The following is a 15,348-nucleotide window of genomic DNA, read 5'->3' on the forward strand; positions in this document are numbered from 1 at the left end:
TGCAGCGCAGGGATTGTCTCCCCCGCGCTTCTGCGATTTAGTCGCTCCCCAGGACCTCATGCCGGGGATATCCAGGATGCCAGCTCCCATCTCCCAGCCCGACGATCCCGCCTTGCTGCGGATCGACGGCCCGATCGCGACCATCACGCTCAACCGCCCCGCCGCGTTCAACTCGATCAACCTTGCGATTGCGCAGAAGCTCGAACAGCTCGCGGCGTATATCGAGGGCGACGACGCCATCAAGGTCTTGGTGATCGAGGGCGAAGGCCGCGCCTTCTCGGCCGGCGGCGATCTGCAGACGATCGGGGCGGCCGCCGAAGCAGGCACTGTAACGCCGGTCGTCGGCGAGCTCTTGAAGCACTATCATGCCTTCATCGAGATCGTCAGGCGCATGCCGAAAATCTCGCTGTCGAGCGTGCACGGCTCGGCCGCCGGCGCCGGCATGGGCCTCGCCTTCGTCACGGACCTCTGCATCGCCGCTGATGATGCCAAGTTCACGCCGGCCTATGCCAAGATCGGCGTGTCGCCGGACGGCGGCTCCACGGTCGGCATCGTCGGCACGGTGGGCTCGCGCCGCGCGCTGCAGATTTTTCTCGCCGAGGACAATTTTAGCGCGCAGCAGGCCTATGAATGGGGCCTGGTCGTGAAGGTCGTTGCCGCCGAGGACCTGAAGGCGGCGACGCGAAAGCTCGCCGAACGCCTGGCGCAGAATCCGCCGGCGGCCATCGCCGGCACCAAGCAGCTGGTCTATCAGGCCGCGACCGCGCCGGTGAAGCAGCAGCTCGATGCCGAGGAGCACAAGATCATCATGGCGATGAACACGGAGGATTTCCGCGTTGCCGTGAAGAAGTTCACGAGCAAGTCGAAGTGACACCCGCGCGTTCATTCTACGGTCTCCGCCACGGCGCCACCGAATGGAATCGTGACGGGCTATTCCAGGGACGAACCGATAATCCGCTGAACGAGGACGGCCTGCGGCAGGCGCACGCGGCCGTGGACATGTTGCGCAGGGCCGGCATCAACAGCATCGTCGCGAGCCCTGGTCCGTGCGGCGCGAACGGCCGAGGTCATCGCGGCCGCGATCGCGGTGCCGCTCGCGATCGATGACGGCATCATCGAGTTCGACTTCGGAAGCTTGGAGGGCCTGCCCGTCCGCGATCTCATGATCAGGCACGGTGTCAAGTCGGCGACGGATCTCGTCGCGATCCTGCCTGAGGACGGCGAAAGCTGGCACGCCATGACTGAACGGTCGCTGCGTTGTGTCTCCGCCTGGCTCGACCGTCACCCCGACGACAATTTTCTGTTCGTCTGCCATGACGCGGTGATGCAGGGCATGGCCAACGCGCTCTGCGGAAGCTATTTCAAGAACAGCCAGGGCATCCCATTCCGTTACCTGCACGAGGCCGGACAATGGCGGGTCGAGCAGGTCGCTATTGCGGACAGATAGATCGGCAGCCTCGCGTAGCGCCTTCGCAAAGCTGACGCGGGCGAATTGCGGCTCTCCCAAGCTGCCCGCCACTCCAGCGGTCTGAGCGTTCGTCTTTCGGTCAGCTTGTCTCGGTCTTCCCAGTCCTCTGCATGAAATCGAAATCGCAGCCCTCGTCGGCCTGCATGATGGTCTCGTTGAACAGCCAGGCGTAGCCGCGGCGTGCTTCCTCCGGCGCAGCAGTCGGCTTCAGGGCGGCACGGCGGCGCTCGAGCTCGGCCGCATCGACCAGCAGCTCGATGCTGCGCCTGGCCACATCCAGGCTGATCATGTCGCCGTTCTGCACCAGTGCCAGCGGCCCGCCCACAGCGGATTCCGGGGCGATATGCAGAACGATCGTGCCGAACGCGGTGCCGCTCATGCGCGCATCCGAAATGCGCACCATGTCCTTGGTGCCGCCGCGCGCGAGCTTCTTCGGGATCGGCAGATAGCCCGCCTCCGGCATGCCCGGCGCACCCTTCGGGCCGGCATTGCGCAGCACCAGCACGTCGTCGGCAGTCACGTCGAGATCGGGATCGTCGACCCGCAAGGTCATGTCCTCGACGGATTCGAACACCACCGCGCGTCCGGTGTGCCTGAGCAGCTTCGGGCTCGCCGCCGATTGCTTGATGACGGCGCCGCGCGGCGCGATGTTGCCGTGCAGCACGGCAAGGCCGCCTTCCTTCTTGATCGGATTGTCGCGCGAGCGGATCGCGTCCTGGCCGGGCACGTCTTCCGCATTGGCCACGACATCGCGCAGCGTCTGGCCGCTGATCGTCTTGGCATCGAGATCGACGAGGTCGCCGAGCTGCGCCAGCAGCTTCGGCACGCCGCCGGCGTGATGGAAATGCTCCATATAGTGCTCGCCGGACGGCTTGAGGTCGACCAGCACCGGCACCTCGCGGCCGATCTGGTCGAAGACCTCGAGGTCGAGCCGGTGCGGCGAGCGATGCGCCATCGCGGTCAGATGGATCAGGCCGTTGGTCGAGCCGCCGATCGCCTGAAGCACCACCTGCGCATTCCTGAAGGAGGCCGGCGTCAGCAGCTCGCTCGGCTTCGGCCCCTTGGTCTTGGCCATCTCGGCGGCAACCCGCCCGCTGGCCTCCGCCAAGCGGAAGCGTTCGGCGTGCGGTGCAGGAATCGTCGCGCTCATCGGCAGCGACAGGCCCATGGCTTCGATCATGCAGGCCATGGTCGAGGCCGTGCCCATCACCATGCAGGTGCCGACCGACGGCGCCAGACGCCCGTTCACCGCCTCGATCTCGGCATCGTCCATCTCGCCGGCACGATATTTCGCCCAGAGACGGCGGCAGTCGGTGCAGGCGCCCAGCACTTCGCCCTTGTGATGGCCGACCACCATGGGGCCGACCGGAATCACCACGGTCGGAAGGTCGGCGCTGATCGCGGCCATGACCTGCGCCGGCAGCGTCTTGTCGCAGCCGCCGATCACGATCACCGAATCCATCGGCTGGGCGCGGATCATTTCTTCCGTGTCCATTGCCATCAGGTTGCGCAGATACATCGAGGTCGGATGCGCGAAGCTCTCGGCGATCGAGATGGTCGGGAACACGAATGGCATCGCGCCGGACAGCATCACGCCACGCTTGGCGGCTTCGATGATCTGCGGGACGTTGCCGTGGCAGGGATTGTAGTCGCTATAAGTGTTGGTGATGCCGACGATCGGGCGCTCCAGCGCGTCGTCGGAATAGCCCATCGCCTTGATGAACGCCTTGCGCAGGAACAGCGAGAAGCCGGCATCGCCATAGCTCGTCAGACCCTTGCGCAAGCCACTCGTCATCAGGTCGCTCCTTCAGCTTTGAAGTCGTGGTAAGGCCAGCCCCCTGATTGTCAATAAGCCGAGTTGCAGGCCTGACGCTTGGTGGCCGGGGCCCTTCTTGAGCGAGCATCTCACGGCTCGTCGCAGTTTCAACTCCAAGGTGATCCTGCATCCGGTTTGCCGATCTCGACGCGCCCCAACGAGCGCCGAGTGCTTCCAGCTTTCCAGCTTCTCCGGCGAGGTTCGGTGGAACGCCAACTGTCATGGTGCGAGCAGCTGAACCTCGTGGACCCAGCACCGGTGCGCCACCATCAGACTTCCTTCGCTCTTCACCCCGCGGCGCGGAGCATGGACTTGAACGCAACTAAGAATGATTAGCAAGTAGTTGCATTCCCGGCCATTCTATGGGATCCTTTTGCGAATGACTTGCAGTCGCAAGGGGCTTGCGCGCGAACCCGAGCCCCTCCGTCGATCGGTGCCCTGGTTTGCGTGGGTTGGTGGGATTGTTGTGGTGAGAAGATCGAGCTTCCCGGGCGCATTAGCGGCAGCAACCATCGTCGGTCTGGCGAGCAGCGTCTCTGCCTCCGCTGATGAGGGCGCACGCGGCCTCGCATATGCGGCTCCCTGGCCCGGCTCCGCACCCGGCCTCGGCGTCAACAAGCTGGCAGGCGGGTTGCCGTCAGCTCACGCGGAGATCGACACCGAGCACATTTTCGGCTTCAGCATGGGCTCCGACATCGGCAAGCCCGGCGAAATCGAGGTCGAGTTCGAGAATGTCGGCGCGTTCGGCAAGCGCTCCGGCACCTACGCGGCCTGGGCCAATCTCAATCAGGTCAAATACACGGTCTCGGATAATTTCCGGATCGCACCCGGATTTGCACTGAGCGGACAGCGCATCAACGGCGTTCCGGGACTTGCCGATCATTCGGACGTCTCTTTCGGAGGCGCCGCGCTCGAACTGCGCTACAAGCTGGTCGATCGCGCCGTCGCGCCCTTTGGGCTGACCCTCCACGCACAGCCCGGCTGGAGCCGGATCGACGACGCCACCGGCCTGCATATCCAGCAATATGGCGCGGAGTTTGCCGCGCTGTTCGATCGCGAGCTGGTCAAGGACAGGCTGTTTGCGGCCTTCAACGTCTGGTACGGGACCGGCGGAACCCGCGAGATCGCCACCAATCTTTGGCGACACGATTCCGAGATGCAGCTCCAGGCAGCGATCTCGTACGCGGTGCAGCCCGAACTCGTGTTCGGCCTCGGCGTACGCTACGCGCGGGCCTATGACGGCGGCGCACTCGACCGCTTCCTCGGCGATGCCGTGTTCGCGGGCCCGACCTTCTCCTACAGCATCTCGAAGGAAGTCGGCATCTCCGGGACATGGCAGATGCAAGTTGCCGGCAAGGCGATCGGCGACAATCGCAGCCTCAACCTGGAGCAGTTCGAGCGACACCAGGCGCTGTTGCGCCTCAACTTGCATTTTTGATGTCGGGCTGCACAAACGGCGTGGACGGTCGCTAGGCAGCGCGTCCGCTCGTTCGGATATCAGCCTCGCGCCGCAAACCCGCGCATTCAGCCCCATACTTCCGCGAGCCGAGTTCGCTTGCCAGAAGCTGGGCTGCGTGGATTTCCGCTGAAGCGCCTCGAACGTCATCATGCGCCAATTGCAGCTTCGCGATGCGGAGCCTCAGCCTGACGGCCTGCACTCGCCCGTCGATGCTCGACCATAGCTGCCGGGCCAGATGAAGATGCCGCAGCGCAGAGTCGTAATCGTCGCGCGCATGGGCGAGGACCGATTGCGCCTCGTTCGTCAATGCCCGGATCGACGGCATCGGCCATCGGTCGGGACTTCCGGAGAGTTCCTCGATCAGCTCCAATGCCTGCTCACGACGGCCCGTGTGCGCGGCGGCAAGCGCAAGATGCGCGAACAGCATTCCTCGCCGTTGTAGGGTCCACCAGGTCTTTCCGATCAAACTACGCTCGAGACTGGCGTAGGCGGCTTCAGCCTCACCACGTTCCAGCAGCAGCATGGCGCGGCCTGGTTCCGGGCACCAGCCGTGCGCGTAAGCCTTCTCATAGGCTTCGAGCGCGTCCTCGTCGTTACCGATCGCCGCGTGAACGTCGCCAAGCACGCGGTTGGCGTCGCCGATCGCCCAAGGCGCATCGCCGGTGAGCCGTGCCAGCGAGTCCTGAATGCGGGACAAGGCTTCGCCGAGCGAGCCCCTGACGCCGAGAACCTCGGACCGATGAAGCTGGCAGGAGCCGGTCAATTCCATCCCGCTCTCAGTGCAGTATTTCTGATAGCCCAGCGTCCACTGGTCGGCCCTCGCCCAATCGCAGAACATCCGCGCCGCCCACAAGATGTTGCAGTAGAGGATGCCTCCGACAATGGGATCAATATCGCCGCTGGAGAGCGCCATCGCAGCGGCGAGATCCTGGTCCGCCAGTCCTGCGCGTGTATCGCCCAGACACAGCCGGTAGAACCCGCGATAAGCAAGACTCAGCGCCTCGATGCCAACAGCGTCCTTGTGCCGGACCGTGCTGTACGCGATGTCGGCAAGAGAAAGCGCCTGTTCAGGCTCGCCGTCGAACGCGGCGACCTTCGACTTCATCCAGAGTGTCAACGCAGTCGTGGCCGGATTTTCGATCTCGGAGGCCCAATCCTCAGCACGGGCCAGCCAGCCCTTGGCAATCGCCGCCTGGCCGCGCTCGAAGTGCAAGCCGGAGAGTGTGACGGCGTCGACGACAGCCGGCGGCACGTTGCCGGCCCTGATATGGGCGGCAACCGCGCGAGCCAGAACAGGAACGGCTGCATGGGCCTTGCCCGTGCACTGCAGAGCCAGCGCCCACTGGTGCAAGTCGGCGCCATCGAGGGAATCGGCGATATCGGCCGTCTCGAACAGCGCCGCGGCCTCGTTCCAGGCCTGCGCGGCAGCAGCGCTTCGCGCCTGTGCTCGCACGTCCGCGGCTTGCCCGTCCGTCGTCCCAGGAGCGGCAACCTGCAGCTCCGATGGGCCTTCGATGCAGAAACGATATCCTCTGCCCGGCATATTCCGGATGGCGCTGTCCATGCCGCCCTTGCGCAGCACACCGCGCAGCATGCTCACCGCTCGCTGCAGCGAGTTGTCCGTGACCGTTACGTCAGGCCAGAGAGCCTCGAGCAGTTCGTCCTTGGTGACGACCCGATCCCGGTTGCGCATCAGGTAGACCAGCAGATCGAACACACGCGGCTGCAACGCGACTTCCTTCTGCGCGTGCATCAGCGCACGGCCCGCTTCATCCAGCTCGAAGGGTCCAAACCTGAGGGTCATATCGTTGAGTCCGGGCAAGGCGGAAAAGGTTCAGACAAGGATCAGGCAATGATCAGGCCGCAGTAAGGACGGTCAGCACCGGCCACGCCTATAGCTCCTCACGGCCTCGGGTTGCTCCCGACCCGCAGGCAACACCCCCGAGGAGATATTGATGGAACTCTATGTCATTCGCCGCCCAAGCGCCTGGGCAAACCTGAGCGAACTGGAAGCCGCCGGCGCGAAGTCCGCGCGGATCGGCAACGAGCAAATGTCTGACCGCGTCCGCTGGATCCGCAGCTATGTGGTCCATGAGGCGGACGGCCGCATCGGCACCTTCTGCATCTACGAGGCGCGCGATGGGGATTCGATCCGCGAGCATGCGCGGCGCGTCGGCATGCCCGGCGAGGAATTCTACAAGGTCGGCACCACCGTGGTCGTTCGCGGCGATCCCACCCCCCAGACGGCGGCTGCCGAATAGCAGATCAGCGCGGGCGCCGTCCTCGACTCGTGACTTCGTGAAAGGATTAGGAAATGTCCATTCAGTCTCAGGCGCCGCCCGCACTGAGCCTCCCGCAGCGATATCTCGCCAGCATCCTGCTGCGGCTTCGCCGGCTCATCAATCGGTCTGTCGCCGGCATGCTGGCGAACCGCGAGAAAGCCGCAATGCAGTTCGCGAAGGGCTGCGGCGGCACCACGGCCAGCGATGGCAGCACGGTTCGAGACACGCATCACCATCAGAGGATTTGATTCCCAGCAACCGTTTCAATTCGAGGAAATAGTCATGAGTTCTTTTTCCCAATCCGACGCTCCCGAAGCCAAGGCCTCCGATTTCAGGAATTTCAGGCCTGGAAACTTCAAGTCCAGAACCGCCGCGCTGGCGATCGGCACGACCGGTGCCGTCCTGATCTCGCTTGCTCTGGCGTCGGCTGCAGCGACGTTCGACGACCGTCGCACCGAAGGCGCGAGTGGCGGCGCAACGGTCCAGAAAAGCCCCGGCAGATGCAAGGCCGCGACGGTTCCGACAACCTTTGCAATGTGACGAAGGCAACAGTGGCACGCCCACTGATCAGCCATTGAATCCTTCACCACGAAACCGGAAACTCTATCATGTCCATCACCATGCATAACGGACCTGTTCAGACCGTAAGCTCGCTGGCGGCCCGAAGCTTCGTGCTCGGCTACGGCGTGCTCGCTTATCTCATCTTCTTCGTGACCTTTCTCTACGCCGTCGGTTTCATTGCGCAGCTCGTCGTGCCCAAGACAATCGACAGCGGCGCGACAGGCTCGACCGGACAGGCCCTCATGATCGACCTCGCGCTGATGTCGCTGTTCGCCGTCCAGCACAGCGGCATGGCGCGCCAGGGCTTCAAGAAGCTGTTCGCCGCCTTCGCCTCGCCCGCGCTCGAGCGCAGCACCTACGTGCTGCTGGCAAGCCTGAGCCTGATCCTGCTGTTCTGGCAATGGCGGCCCATCACGGCCATCGTTTGGGAGATCGAGATGCCGATGGCAGCTTACGCCGCGGTCGCCGGAAGCTTCGCCGGCTGGCTCATCGTGGTGTACAGCACGTTCCTAATCAGCCATTTCGAGTTGTTCGGACTGACGCAAGTCGTCAGCCACTTTGCGGGGCGGCTCATCGAACCGATGAAGTTCAGGACGCCCGGCCTCTACCGCCTGATCCGGCATCCCATCTACCTCGGCTTCATCATCGCATTCTGGTCGACGCCGATCATGACGTTCGGGCACATGCTGTTCGCGATGGTGACGACGGCCTACATCTTCGTCGGCATCTGGCTGGAGGAGCGCGATCTGATTGCGCTGTTCGGCGACCAATACCGCCACTATCGGCAGAAGGTGGCGATGTTGATCCCGGGCCTGTTCTGATCCAACGCGAATGTACGGTGAGAGCGGCCAGGCAGAGCCCGGCCGCTCTTACCATGTCGAACGCGTTGCCTAGCGCTTATTCCAATCAATAATCCGACCCGGATCGGCGTCGAACTCCATGCTGCAGAACGTGCCGCCCTGGAAATAATCGCCGACCGGATCCGGCTTCAGCTTGGCCTGCTCGGCCATGGCGTGCTCGCGGAAATCTTCGGCGCGGCCGGTGGGGCGATAGCCGAATTCGTAGGCGCGGTGGTTGTCCCACCAGGCGCGTTCGTTGTGGGAGGCGCCATAGAAGATTTCGAAATGGATGTCTGGATGCTCGAGCCCGATGCGGCAGAGCTGCACGAGATCGTCGGGCTTGAGCCAGATCGAGAGCCGGCGCTGGTCGAGCGGCATGTCGCCGAAATTGCCGATGCGCAGGCAGGTCACCTTCAGCCCATGCTTGTCGGCGTAGAGCGCACCGACGGCTTCGCCGAACACCTTGCTGACGCCATAGCGCCCGTCGGGACGCGGAGTGACGTCGGTGCCGATCTTGTGGTGGCGCGGATAAAAGCCGACGGCGTGGTTCGACGAGGCGAACACCACGCGCTTGACGCCCTTGCGGTAGGCGGCCTCGAACAGATTGTAGCCGCCGATGATGTTGGCCTGGAGGATCTGGTCCCAGGTGCCTTCGACCGAATAGCCGCCGAAATGGATGATGCCGTCGACGCCCTCGCAGATCGCCTCGCATTGTGCGAGATCGGCGAGGTCCGCCGCCTTGAACTTTTCGTTGGCGCCGAGATCGGCCGGCGGCTTGATGTCGGAGAGCAGGAGATCCGGATAGATCGGAGGCAGCAGTTTTCGCAGGCTCGTGCCGATTCCGCCCGAAGCTCCCGTCATCAGAATACGCGGCATTGTCGTTCCTCGCCTGTGGTGACCGATTTGCGGTCACATGTCTCTAATGATAGCAGGTTTGTCCAGAGGGAACGAAACGAGAGAACCGACATGAATGAGGCATCGTCCCACTCCTCTGATGGCCGTCAAGGCTGGCGGCCGGCGACCTATTATCCCGACCCGGCGATCAAGGCACTCGATCCCCGTTTCGAGAAATACTGGCTGAAGCTGTCGGCGGTGGAGCGGATCGCGACCGGCCTGCGCTGGGCCGAAGGGCCGGTCTGGTTCGGCGACGGACGCTATCTTCTTTGCAGCGACATCCCGAACCAGCGCATCATCAAATGGGAGGAGGAGACCGGCGCAGTCAGCGGGTTCCGCAAACCCTCCAATTTCGCCAACGGCAACACGCGCGACCGGCAGGGCCGGCTCGTCACCTGCGAGCACGGCGGACGGCGCGTGGTGCGCACCGAACATGACGGCAGCATCACCGTGCTGATGGATCAATTCAACGGCAAGCGGTTGAACTCGCCGAACGATGTCGTTGTTAAATCGGACGGCTCAATCTGGTTCACCGATCCGACCTTCGGCCTGCTCGGCAATTACGAGGGCTACAAGGCCGAGCCCGAGATCGAGCCGAACGTCTACCGGCTCGATCCCGCGACCGGCAAGGCGACCATCGTCGCCGAGGGCGTGCTCGGGCCGAACGGGCTGTGCTTCTCGCCGGACGAGACAATCCTCTACGTCGTGGAATCACGCGGCGTGCCGAATCGCAAGATCCTCGCCTACGACGTCTCGGCCGACGGCACCATGATCTCCAACAAGCGTGTCCATATCGATGCCGGCCCGGGCACGCCCGACGGCATGCGCTGCGATATCGACGGCAATCTCTGGTGCGGCTGGGGCATGGGCGACCCCGAGCTCGACGGCGTTGTCGTGTTCGCGCCCGACGGCGTCATGATCGGCCGTATCGCCCTGCCCGAGCGCTGCGCCAACGTCTGCTTCGGCGGGCTCAAGCGCAACCGCCTGTTCATGGCGGCGAGCCAGTCGATCTACGCGCTGTATGTGAACACGCAGGGTGCGGTAGGGGGATAGGTTCTTCCGCCAGCGACGGTCTCGTAGGGTGGGCAAAGCGCAAGCGTGCCCACCACTTCTTGATGGTGGGCACGTCGCGCGAAGAGCGCGCCTTTGCCCACCCAACGAGACCGTCTTCCGTCATTGCGAGCGAAGCGAAGCAATCCAGAATCGTTCCGCGGAGGCAGTCTGGATTGCTTCGTCGCTTGCGCTCCTCGCAATGACGAAAACAGAAAGCGCCGGAGCGGTTGCCCGCTCCGGCGTCATGTTCGTCAGTCGCGAACGCTTACGCCGCGTTGAAGCCGGCGACGGCCTTCACTTCGAGGAAATCCTCGAGGCCGAACTTGCCCCACTCGCGGCCGTTGCCCGACTGCTTGTAGCCGCCGAACGGCGCGGTGCGGTCGTTGGGCACGCCCTGCAGGTTGACGTTGCCGGCGCGGATCTGGCGGCCGACGCGCTTGGCGTCCTCGACCGACGGACCGTAGACATAACCCGCGAGGCCATAGGGCGTGTCGTTCGCGATCTTGACCGCGTCGGCTTCGTCCTTGGCGCCGATGATGGTCAGCACCGGTCCGAAGATCTCTTCGCGCGCGATCGTCATGTCGGGCGTGACGTCGGCGAAGATGGTCGGACGGACATAGAAGCCCTTGTTGACGCCTTCGGGCAGGCCCGGGCCGCCGGCGACGAGGGTTGCGCCCTCGTCGATGCCCTTCTTGATCAGGCCTTGGATCTTGTCCCACTGGCCGCGGTTGACGACCGGGCCGATGGTGGTGCCTTCGGCGCGGGGATCACCGGCCTTGGTCTTGTCGGCGACCGCCTTCGCGATCGCGGCGACTTCCTTCATCTTCGACAGCGGCACGATCATGCGCGAGGGCGCGTTGCAGGACTGGCCCGAATTGTTGAACATGTGCATCACGCCGCCGGTCACCGCCTTCGTGAGGTCGGCGCCTTCGAGGATGACGTTCGGCGACTTGCCGCCCAGCTCCTGGCTGACGCGCTTCACGGTCGGTGCCGCGCGCTTGGCCACGTCGATGCCGGCGCGGGTCGAGCCGGTGAAGGAGATCATGTCGATGTCGGGGTGCTCGCTCATGGCGGCGCCGACCTCGGGGCCGAGGCCGTTGACGAGGTTGAACACGCCCTTGGGCACGCCGGCTTCATGGAGGATTTCCGCGAAGATCAGCGCCGAGGTCGGGGTGAACTCGGATGGCTTCAGGATCATGGTGCAGCCGGCGGCGAGCGCGGGCGCGACCTTGCAGGCGATCTGATTGAGCGGCCAGTTCCAGGGCGTGATCATGCCGACCACGCCGATCGGCTCGCGCAGCACCATGGCGGTGCCGACCGGCTCCTCGAAATGATAGTTCTTGAGCACGTCGAGCGTGGTCATGAGATGGCCAAGGCCGGCGCCGGCCTGCAGCTTCTCCGCCATCGGCAGCGGCGCGCCCATCTCGTCGGAAACGGCGGCGCCGATCTCCTTGAGGCGGCCCTTGTAGACCTCGATGACCTTGCTGAGCAGCGCGACGCGCTCCTCGCGGCTGGTCTGGGAGAAGGTCGCGAAGGCGCGCTTGGCGGCAGCAACCGCCTTGTCCACGTCGGCCTTGGAGCCTAGCGCAACCTCGTACATCGCCTCTTCCGTCGCGGGATTGACCACGGCGGTGGACTTCTTGACGACGGGATCAACCCAGGCGCCGTCGATGTAGAATTGCATGCGATTGACCATCGTTAACCTCTTCTTGGGGGCATGGTGGGGGCGTTTCGGCCGGCATCCTTGCACGAAAGCGCCGGCAATTGAACCCGCCATATGCGGGCCAGCGTTGCGGCGGACGGAGGTATATGAGCCGATGGCGGGAACGTGGCAAGGTTCTATCAGCCGTCATTCCGGGGCGCGCGGAGCGCGAGCCCGGAATCCATTTCACCACCTGCCCTGACGCCCAATGGATTCCGGGTTCGATGCTTCGCATCGCCCCGGAATGACAGGATGGTTACCCCGCCTACACCGCCATCTTCCGGTGCAGCACCGGCGCGCCGGTGGTCAGGCTCTCGGCCGCATCGATGATGGCGTTGGCGTCGATGCCGTAGTGCCGATAAAGGTCCGCGATGCTGCCGGTCTGACCGAACTGCTCGACGCCGAGCGCCTCGACGCGATGGCCGCGGACGCCGCCGAGCCAGCCGAGCGCGGACGGATGACCATCGATCACGGTCACGATGCCGCAGTCGCGCGGCAGCGGCGCCAGCAGTTTCTCGACGTGGCTGAGATGCTGCACGCCGCGGCGGTCGCGGCGCAATTTCCGCGCGGCGGTCCATCCTGCGTGCAGCCGGTCGGCCGAGGTGATCGCGAGCAGGCCGACATCGCGGCGGCTCTCGCCGACGAAACCGGTGGCCTCGATCGCTTCGGGGGCGACCGCGCCGGTATAGGCGATCACGACCTCGGCATTCGGGCCCGGCTTGCGCAGCCAGTAGGCGCCGTCGGTGATGCCCTGCTGCAACTCCGGTGTCATGATCCGCTGCGCCTGCTCGATGCTGCGCGTCGAGAGGCGCAGATAGACCGAGCCACCCTCGCCCGGCTCGCGCTGCATGTGCTGGAAACCCCACCCCATGATCACGGCGAGCTCGTCGACGAAGGCCGGCTCGAACGAGGCGAGCCCGTCCTGCGCCATGCCGATCAGGGGCGTCGCGATCGACTGGTGCGCGCCGCCTTCGGGCGCGAGCGTGATGCCCGACGGCGTCGCCGCCACCATGAAGCGTGCATCCTGGTAGCAGGCGTAGTTCAGCGCATCGAGGCCGCGCTCGATGAAGGGATCGTAGAGCGTGCCGACCGGCAAGAGCCGCTCGCCGTTGATCTGGTGCGACAGGCCGAGCGCCGAGAGCATGATGAACAGGTTCATCTCGGCGATGCCGAGCTCCAGATGCTGGCCCTTGGGCGAGGCGTCCCAATTGTAGGTGGACGGAATTTTCTCGCTGCGGAATAAGTCGGCCTTCTCGGCGCTGGCGAACAGCCCGCGCCGGTTCACCCAGGGGCCGAGATTGGTCGAGACGGTGACGTCGGGCGAGGTCGTGACGATGCGCCTGGCCAGATCGCTGTCCCCGCGGGCGATCTCGTTCAGCACGAGGCCAAAGCCCTGCTGGGTCGACATCTGCGGCGACGGCTTGAAGGCGAGCTGGGCGGGCACCTCGATCACAGGAGCGGTCAGGCGGCGGCCGTCCTGGTTGAAGGGCACGCGCGCGAGGAATGCGTCAAGCTCGGCGGCGGATTGCGACAGGCCCTCGTACTTGTCCCATTCATGGCCGGGCCGGATGTTCTGGCTGTCGCGATATTTCTCCATCTGCGCGACCGTCATCAGGCCGGCATGGTTGTCCTTGTGGCCCTGGAACGGCAGGCCGACGCCCTTGATGGTGTAGGCGATGAAGCAGACCGGGCGGTCGTGGTCGATGGACCCGAACGCCTCCAGCATGCTCGCCATGTCGTGGCCGCCGAGATTCGACATCAGCGCCAGCAGTTCCTCGTCGCTGCGCTTGTCGATCAGTTTTGTAATCGGCCCCTGATCGCCGATCTCGTCATGCAGATGCTTGCGGAAGGCCGCGCCGCCCTGGAAGCACAGGGCGGCGTAGAGCGCGTTCGGGCAATTGTCGATCCAGCGCTTCAGCGCCTCGCCGCCGGGTTCGGCGAAAGCCTCGCGCATCAGGCGGCCGTATTTGACGATGACGACGTCCCAGCCGAAATTGCGGAACATGGTCTCGAATTTTTCCCAGAGTCCCTCGCGCACGACCGCGTCGAGCGACTGGCGGTTATAATCCACCACCCACCAGGTGTTGCGCAGGCCATGCTTCCAGCCCTCCGCAAGCGCTTCGAAGATGTTGCCCTCGTCCATCTCGGCGTCGCCGACGAGGGCAATCATCCGGCCTTCGCGGCGATCCTTCATCCAGCCATGCGCCTTGACGTAGTCCTGCACCAGCGAGGCAAACAGCGTCTGCGCGACACCGAGACCGACCGAGCCGGTCGAGAAATCGACGTCGTCGACGTCCTTGGTGCGCGAGGGATAGGACTGCGCGCCTTTGAAGCCGCGGAAATTCTCGAGCTTCTCGCGGCTCTGCCGGCCAAACAGATATTGGATGGCGTGGAACACCGGGCTCGCATGCGGCTTCACCGCGACGCGGTCCTCGGGCCGCAGCACGTGGAAGTACAGCGCCGACATGATGGTGGCGAGCGAGGCGGAGGAAGCCTGATGCCCGCCGACCTTGAGGCCGTCCGCATTGGGGCGGATGTGATTGGCATGATGGATGGTCCAGGACGACAACCACAGCGCCTTGCGGCTAAGGGCGGTCAATGTGTCCAGGCGGTCGGAATCAACGGGCATGGCAATGCTCCCGGAAACAGGTGGGGCGATGATACGCCCGCAGGCGGCGCCAAACTTCTCAATTTCTCGCGCCATACCGGCCGATATTGGGATATTTTACCAATCAGACGCCTCCTGACCCAGGTTCCATCCCAATGCCAGAACTCGACGCCATCGACCGCAAGATCCTCAGCCATCTCCAGAACGACAGCCGAATGACCATGCAGGAGCTCGCCGACAAGGTCGGACTCTCGGTCTCGCCCTGCCACCGCCGGGTCAAGCTGCTGGAGGAGCGCGGCGTGATCTCACGCTACATCGCGACCGTGGACCAGAAGGCGCTCGGCCTGCATGTCAGCGTGTTCATCTCGATCAAGCTGGCGCGGCAGAAGGAAGAAGACCTCAACCGCTTCGCCCGCGCGATCTCGAAATGGGACGAGGTGCTGGAATGCTATCTGATGACCGGCAACCGCGACTACCTCCTGCGCGTCGTCGCCGCCGACCTCGCCTCCTACGAGACTTTCCTGAAGACCAAGCTGACTCGGCTCGACGGCATCGCCTCGATAGAATCGAGCTTTGCGCTGAGCCAGGTGAAGTATTCGATCGCGCTGCCGGTGTGACTTGCGTCAGCGGGACCGCACGTTGTCACATGGTCGCAACAAACCCCGC

13 protein-coding genes and 1 pseudogene are annotated in these 15,348 nt (G+C 64.4%); 9 read left to right on the top strand and 5 right to left on the bottom strand.

Annotated features, from left to right (window positions below; translation table 11 throughout):
• Window positions 1-76: 76 nt before the first annotated feature.
• Together D6B98_RS08220 and D6B98_RS08225 are read left to right on the top strand one after the other, a co-directional pair.
• On the top strand, window positions 77-871 hold the full coding sequence (locus D6B98_RS08220; RefSeq protein WP_126256503.1) for an enoyl-CoA hydratase/isomerase family protein: 795 nt from the start codon (window positions 77-79) through the stop codon (window positions 869-871).
• Window positions 868-1,447: pseudogene (locus tag D6B98_RS08225) on the top strand (histidine phosphatase family protein). The gene D6B98_RS08220 and the pseudogene D6B98_RS08225 overlap by 4 nt, the downstream one beginning before the upstream one ends.
• Before the next feature lie 100 nt (window positions 1,448-1,547).
• On the opposite strand, the gene D6B98_RS08230 reads toward D6B98_RS08225, so the two are convergent.
• On the bottom strand, window positions 1,548-3,263 hold the full coding sequence (locus D6B98_RS08230) for an IlvD/Edd family dehydratase (protein WP_164718469.1): 1,716 nt from the start codon (window positions 3,261-3,263) through the stop codon (window positions 1,548-1,550).
• Window positions 3,264-3,753: 490 nt separating this feature from the next.
• On the opposite strand from D6B98_RS08230, the gene D6B98_RS08235 reads away from it, so the two are divergent.
• On the top strand, window positions 3,754-4,722 hold the full coding sequence (locus D6B98_RS08235) for a DUF6662 family protein (RefSeq protein WP_245481291.1): 969 nt from the start codon (window positions 3,754-3,756) through the stop codon (window positions 4,720-4,722).
• Window positions 4,723-4,753: 31 nt separating this feature from the next.
• Here D6B98_RS08235 and D6B98_RS08240 read toward each other — a convergent pair whose 3' ends face one another.
• Window positions 4,754-6,547: a winged helix-turn-helix domain-containing protein gene (locus D6B98_RS08240; protein ID WP_126256505.1), complete on the bottom strand. Its 1,794-nt coding sequence runs from the start codon at window positions 6,545-6,547 to the stop codon at window positions 4,754-4,756.
• 151 nt (window positions 6,548-6,698) lie between these two features.
• Between D6B98_RS08240 and D6B98_RS08245 the strand changes: the two genes are divergently transcribed.
• From D6B98_RS08245 to mddA, 4 genes are all read left to right on the top strand, one after another.
• Window positions 6,699-7,004 carry a nickel-binding protein gene (locus D6B98_RS08245; RefSeq protein WP_126256506.1) on the top strand — a complete coding sequence of 102 codons (306 nt, stop codon included), beginning with the start codon at window positions 6,699-6,701 and terminating at the stop codon, window positions 7,002-7,004.
• A gap of 53 nt (window positions 7,005-7,057) precedes the next feature.
• Window positions 7,058-7,273: a hypothetical protein gene (locus D6B98_RS08250; RefSeq protein WP_126256507.1), complete on the top strand. Its 216-nt coding sequence runs from the start codon at window positions 7,058-7,060 to the stop codon at window positions 7,271-7,273.
• Between the two features lie 34 nt (window positions 7,274-7,307).
• Window positions 7,308-7,565, top strand: coding sequence for a hypothetical protein (locus D6B98_RS08255; RefSeq protein ID WP_126256508.1), 258 nt, complete (start codon window positions 7,308-7,310; stop codon window positions 7,563-7,565).
• Between the two features lie 80 nt (window positions 7,566-7,645).
• Window positions 7,646-8,407, top strand: coding sequence for a methanethiol S-methyltransferase (gene mddA, locus D6B98_RS08260; protein WP_245481306.1), 762 nt, complete (start codon window positions 7,646-7,648; stop codon window positions 8,405-8,407).
• A 69-nt stretch (window positions 8,408-8,476) separates the two neighbouring features.
• On the opposite strand, the gene D6B98_RS08265 is transcribed toward mddA, so the two are convergent.
• Window positions 8,477-9,301 carry an NAD-dependent epimerase/dehydratase family protein gene (locus D6B98_RS08265; protein WP_126256510.1) on the bottom strand — a complete coding sequence of 275 codons (825 nt, stop codon included), beginning with the start codon at window positions 9,299-9,301 and terminating at the stop codon, window positions 8,477-8,479.
• A 90-nt stretch (window positions 9,302-9,391) separates the two neighbouring features.
• Between D6B98_RS08265 and D6B98_RS08270 the strand changes: the two genes are divergently transcribed.
• The gene (locus D6B98_RS08270) at window positions 9,392-10,372 is read left to right on the top strand and encodes an SMP-30/gluconolactonase/LRE family protein (protein WP_126256511.1); all 981 of its coding nucleotides are present in this window, start codon (window positions 9,392-9,394) and stop codon (window positions 10,370-10,372) included.
• A gap of 265 nt (window positions 10,373-10,637) precedes the next feature.
• Here D6B98_RS08270 and D6B98_RS08275 read toward each other — a convergent pair whose 3' ends face one another.
• Entirely contained in the window at window positions 10,638-12,068 is a 1,431-nt protein-coding gene (locus D6B98_RS08275) for an aldehyde dehydrogenase family protein (protein ID WP_126256512.1), read from the bottom strand.
• A 271-nt stretch (window positions 12,069-12,339) separates the two neighbouring features.
• Complete coding sequence (locus tag D6B98_RS08280; RefSeq protein WP_126256513.1) at window positions 12,340-14,703, bottom strand: thiamine pyrophosphate-binding protein; 2,364 nt, start codon at window positions 14,701-14,703, stop codon at window positions 12,340-12,342.
• Window positions 14,704-14,837: 134 nt separating this feature from the next.
• Between D6B98_RS08280 and D6B98_RS08285 the strand changes: the two genes are divergently transcribed.
• Window positions 14,838-15,299, top strand: a complete 462-nt coding sequence (locus D6B98_RS08285) for an Lrp/AsnC family transcriptional regulator (RefSeq protein ID WP_028177825.1) — start codon at window positions 14,838-14,840, stop codon at window positions 15,297-15,299.
• Window positions 15,300-15,348 lie beyond the last annotated feature (49 nt).

The organism is Bradyrhizobium sp. LVM 105, assembly GCF_003957705.1.
GTDB classification, from domain to species: Bacteria; Pseudomonadota; Alphaproteobacteria; order Rhizobiales; family Xanthobacteraceae; genus Bradyrhizobium; species Bradyrhizobium frederickii.

Bases quoted from the DNA above. Each gene is read 5' to 3' on its own strand.
- D6B98_RS08270 (WP_126256511.1), top strand. From the start codon at position 9,392: ATGAATGAGGCATCGTCCCACTCCTCTGATGGCCGTCAAGGCTGGCGG.
- D6B98_RS08255 (WP_126256508.1), top strand. From the start codon at position 7,308: ATGAGTTCTTTTTCCCAATCCGACGCTCCCGAAGCCAAGGCCTCCGAT.
- D6B98_RS08230 (WP_164718469.1), bottom strand. From the start codon at position 3,263: ATGACGAGTGGCTTGCGCAAGGGTCTGACGAGCTATGGCGATGCCGGC.
- D6B98_RS08220 (WP_126256503.1), top strand. From the start codon at position 77: ATGCCAGCTCCCATCTCCCAGCCCGACGATCCCGCCTTGCTGCGGATC.
- D6B98_RS08280 (WP_126256513.1), bottom strand. From the start codon at position 14,703: ATGCCCGTTGATTCCGACCGCCTGGACACATTGACCGCCCTTAGCCGC.
- mddA (WP_245481306.1), top strand. From the start codon at position 7,646: ATGCATAACGGACCTGTTCAGACCGTAAGCTCGCTGGCGGCCCGAAGC.
- D6B98_RS08250 (WP_126256507.1), top strand. From the start codon at position 7,058: ATGTCCATTCAGTCTCAGGCGCCGCCCGCACTGAGCCTCCCGCAGCGA.
- D6B98_RS08265 (WP_126256510.1), bottom strand. From the start codon at position 9,301: ATGCCGCGTATTCTGATGACGGGAGCTTCGGGCGGAATCGGCACGAGC.
- D6B98_RS08285 (WP_028177825.1), top strand. From the start codon at position 14,838: ATGCCAGAACTCGACGCCATCGACCGCAAGATCCTCAGCCATCTCCAG.
- D6B98_RS08275 (WP_126256512.1), bottom strand. From the start codon at position 12,068: ATGGTCAATCGCATGCAATTCTACATCGACGGCGCCTGGGTTGATCCC.
- D6B98_RS08245 (WP_126256506.1), top strand. From the start codon at position 6,699: ATGGAACTCTATGTCATTCGCCGCCCAAGCGCCTGGGCAAACCTGAGC.
- D6B98_RS08240 (WP_126256505.1), bottom strand. From the start codon at position 6,547: ATGACCCTCAGGTTTGGACCCTTCGAGCTGGATGAAGCGGGCCGTGCG.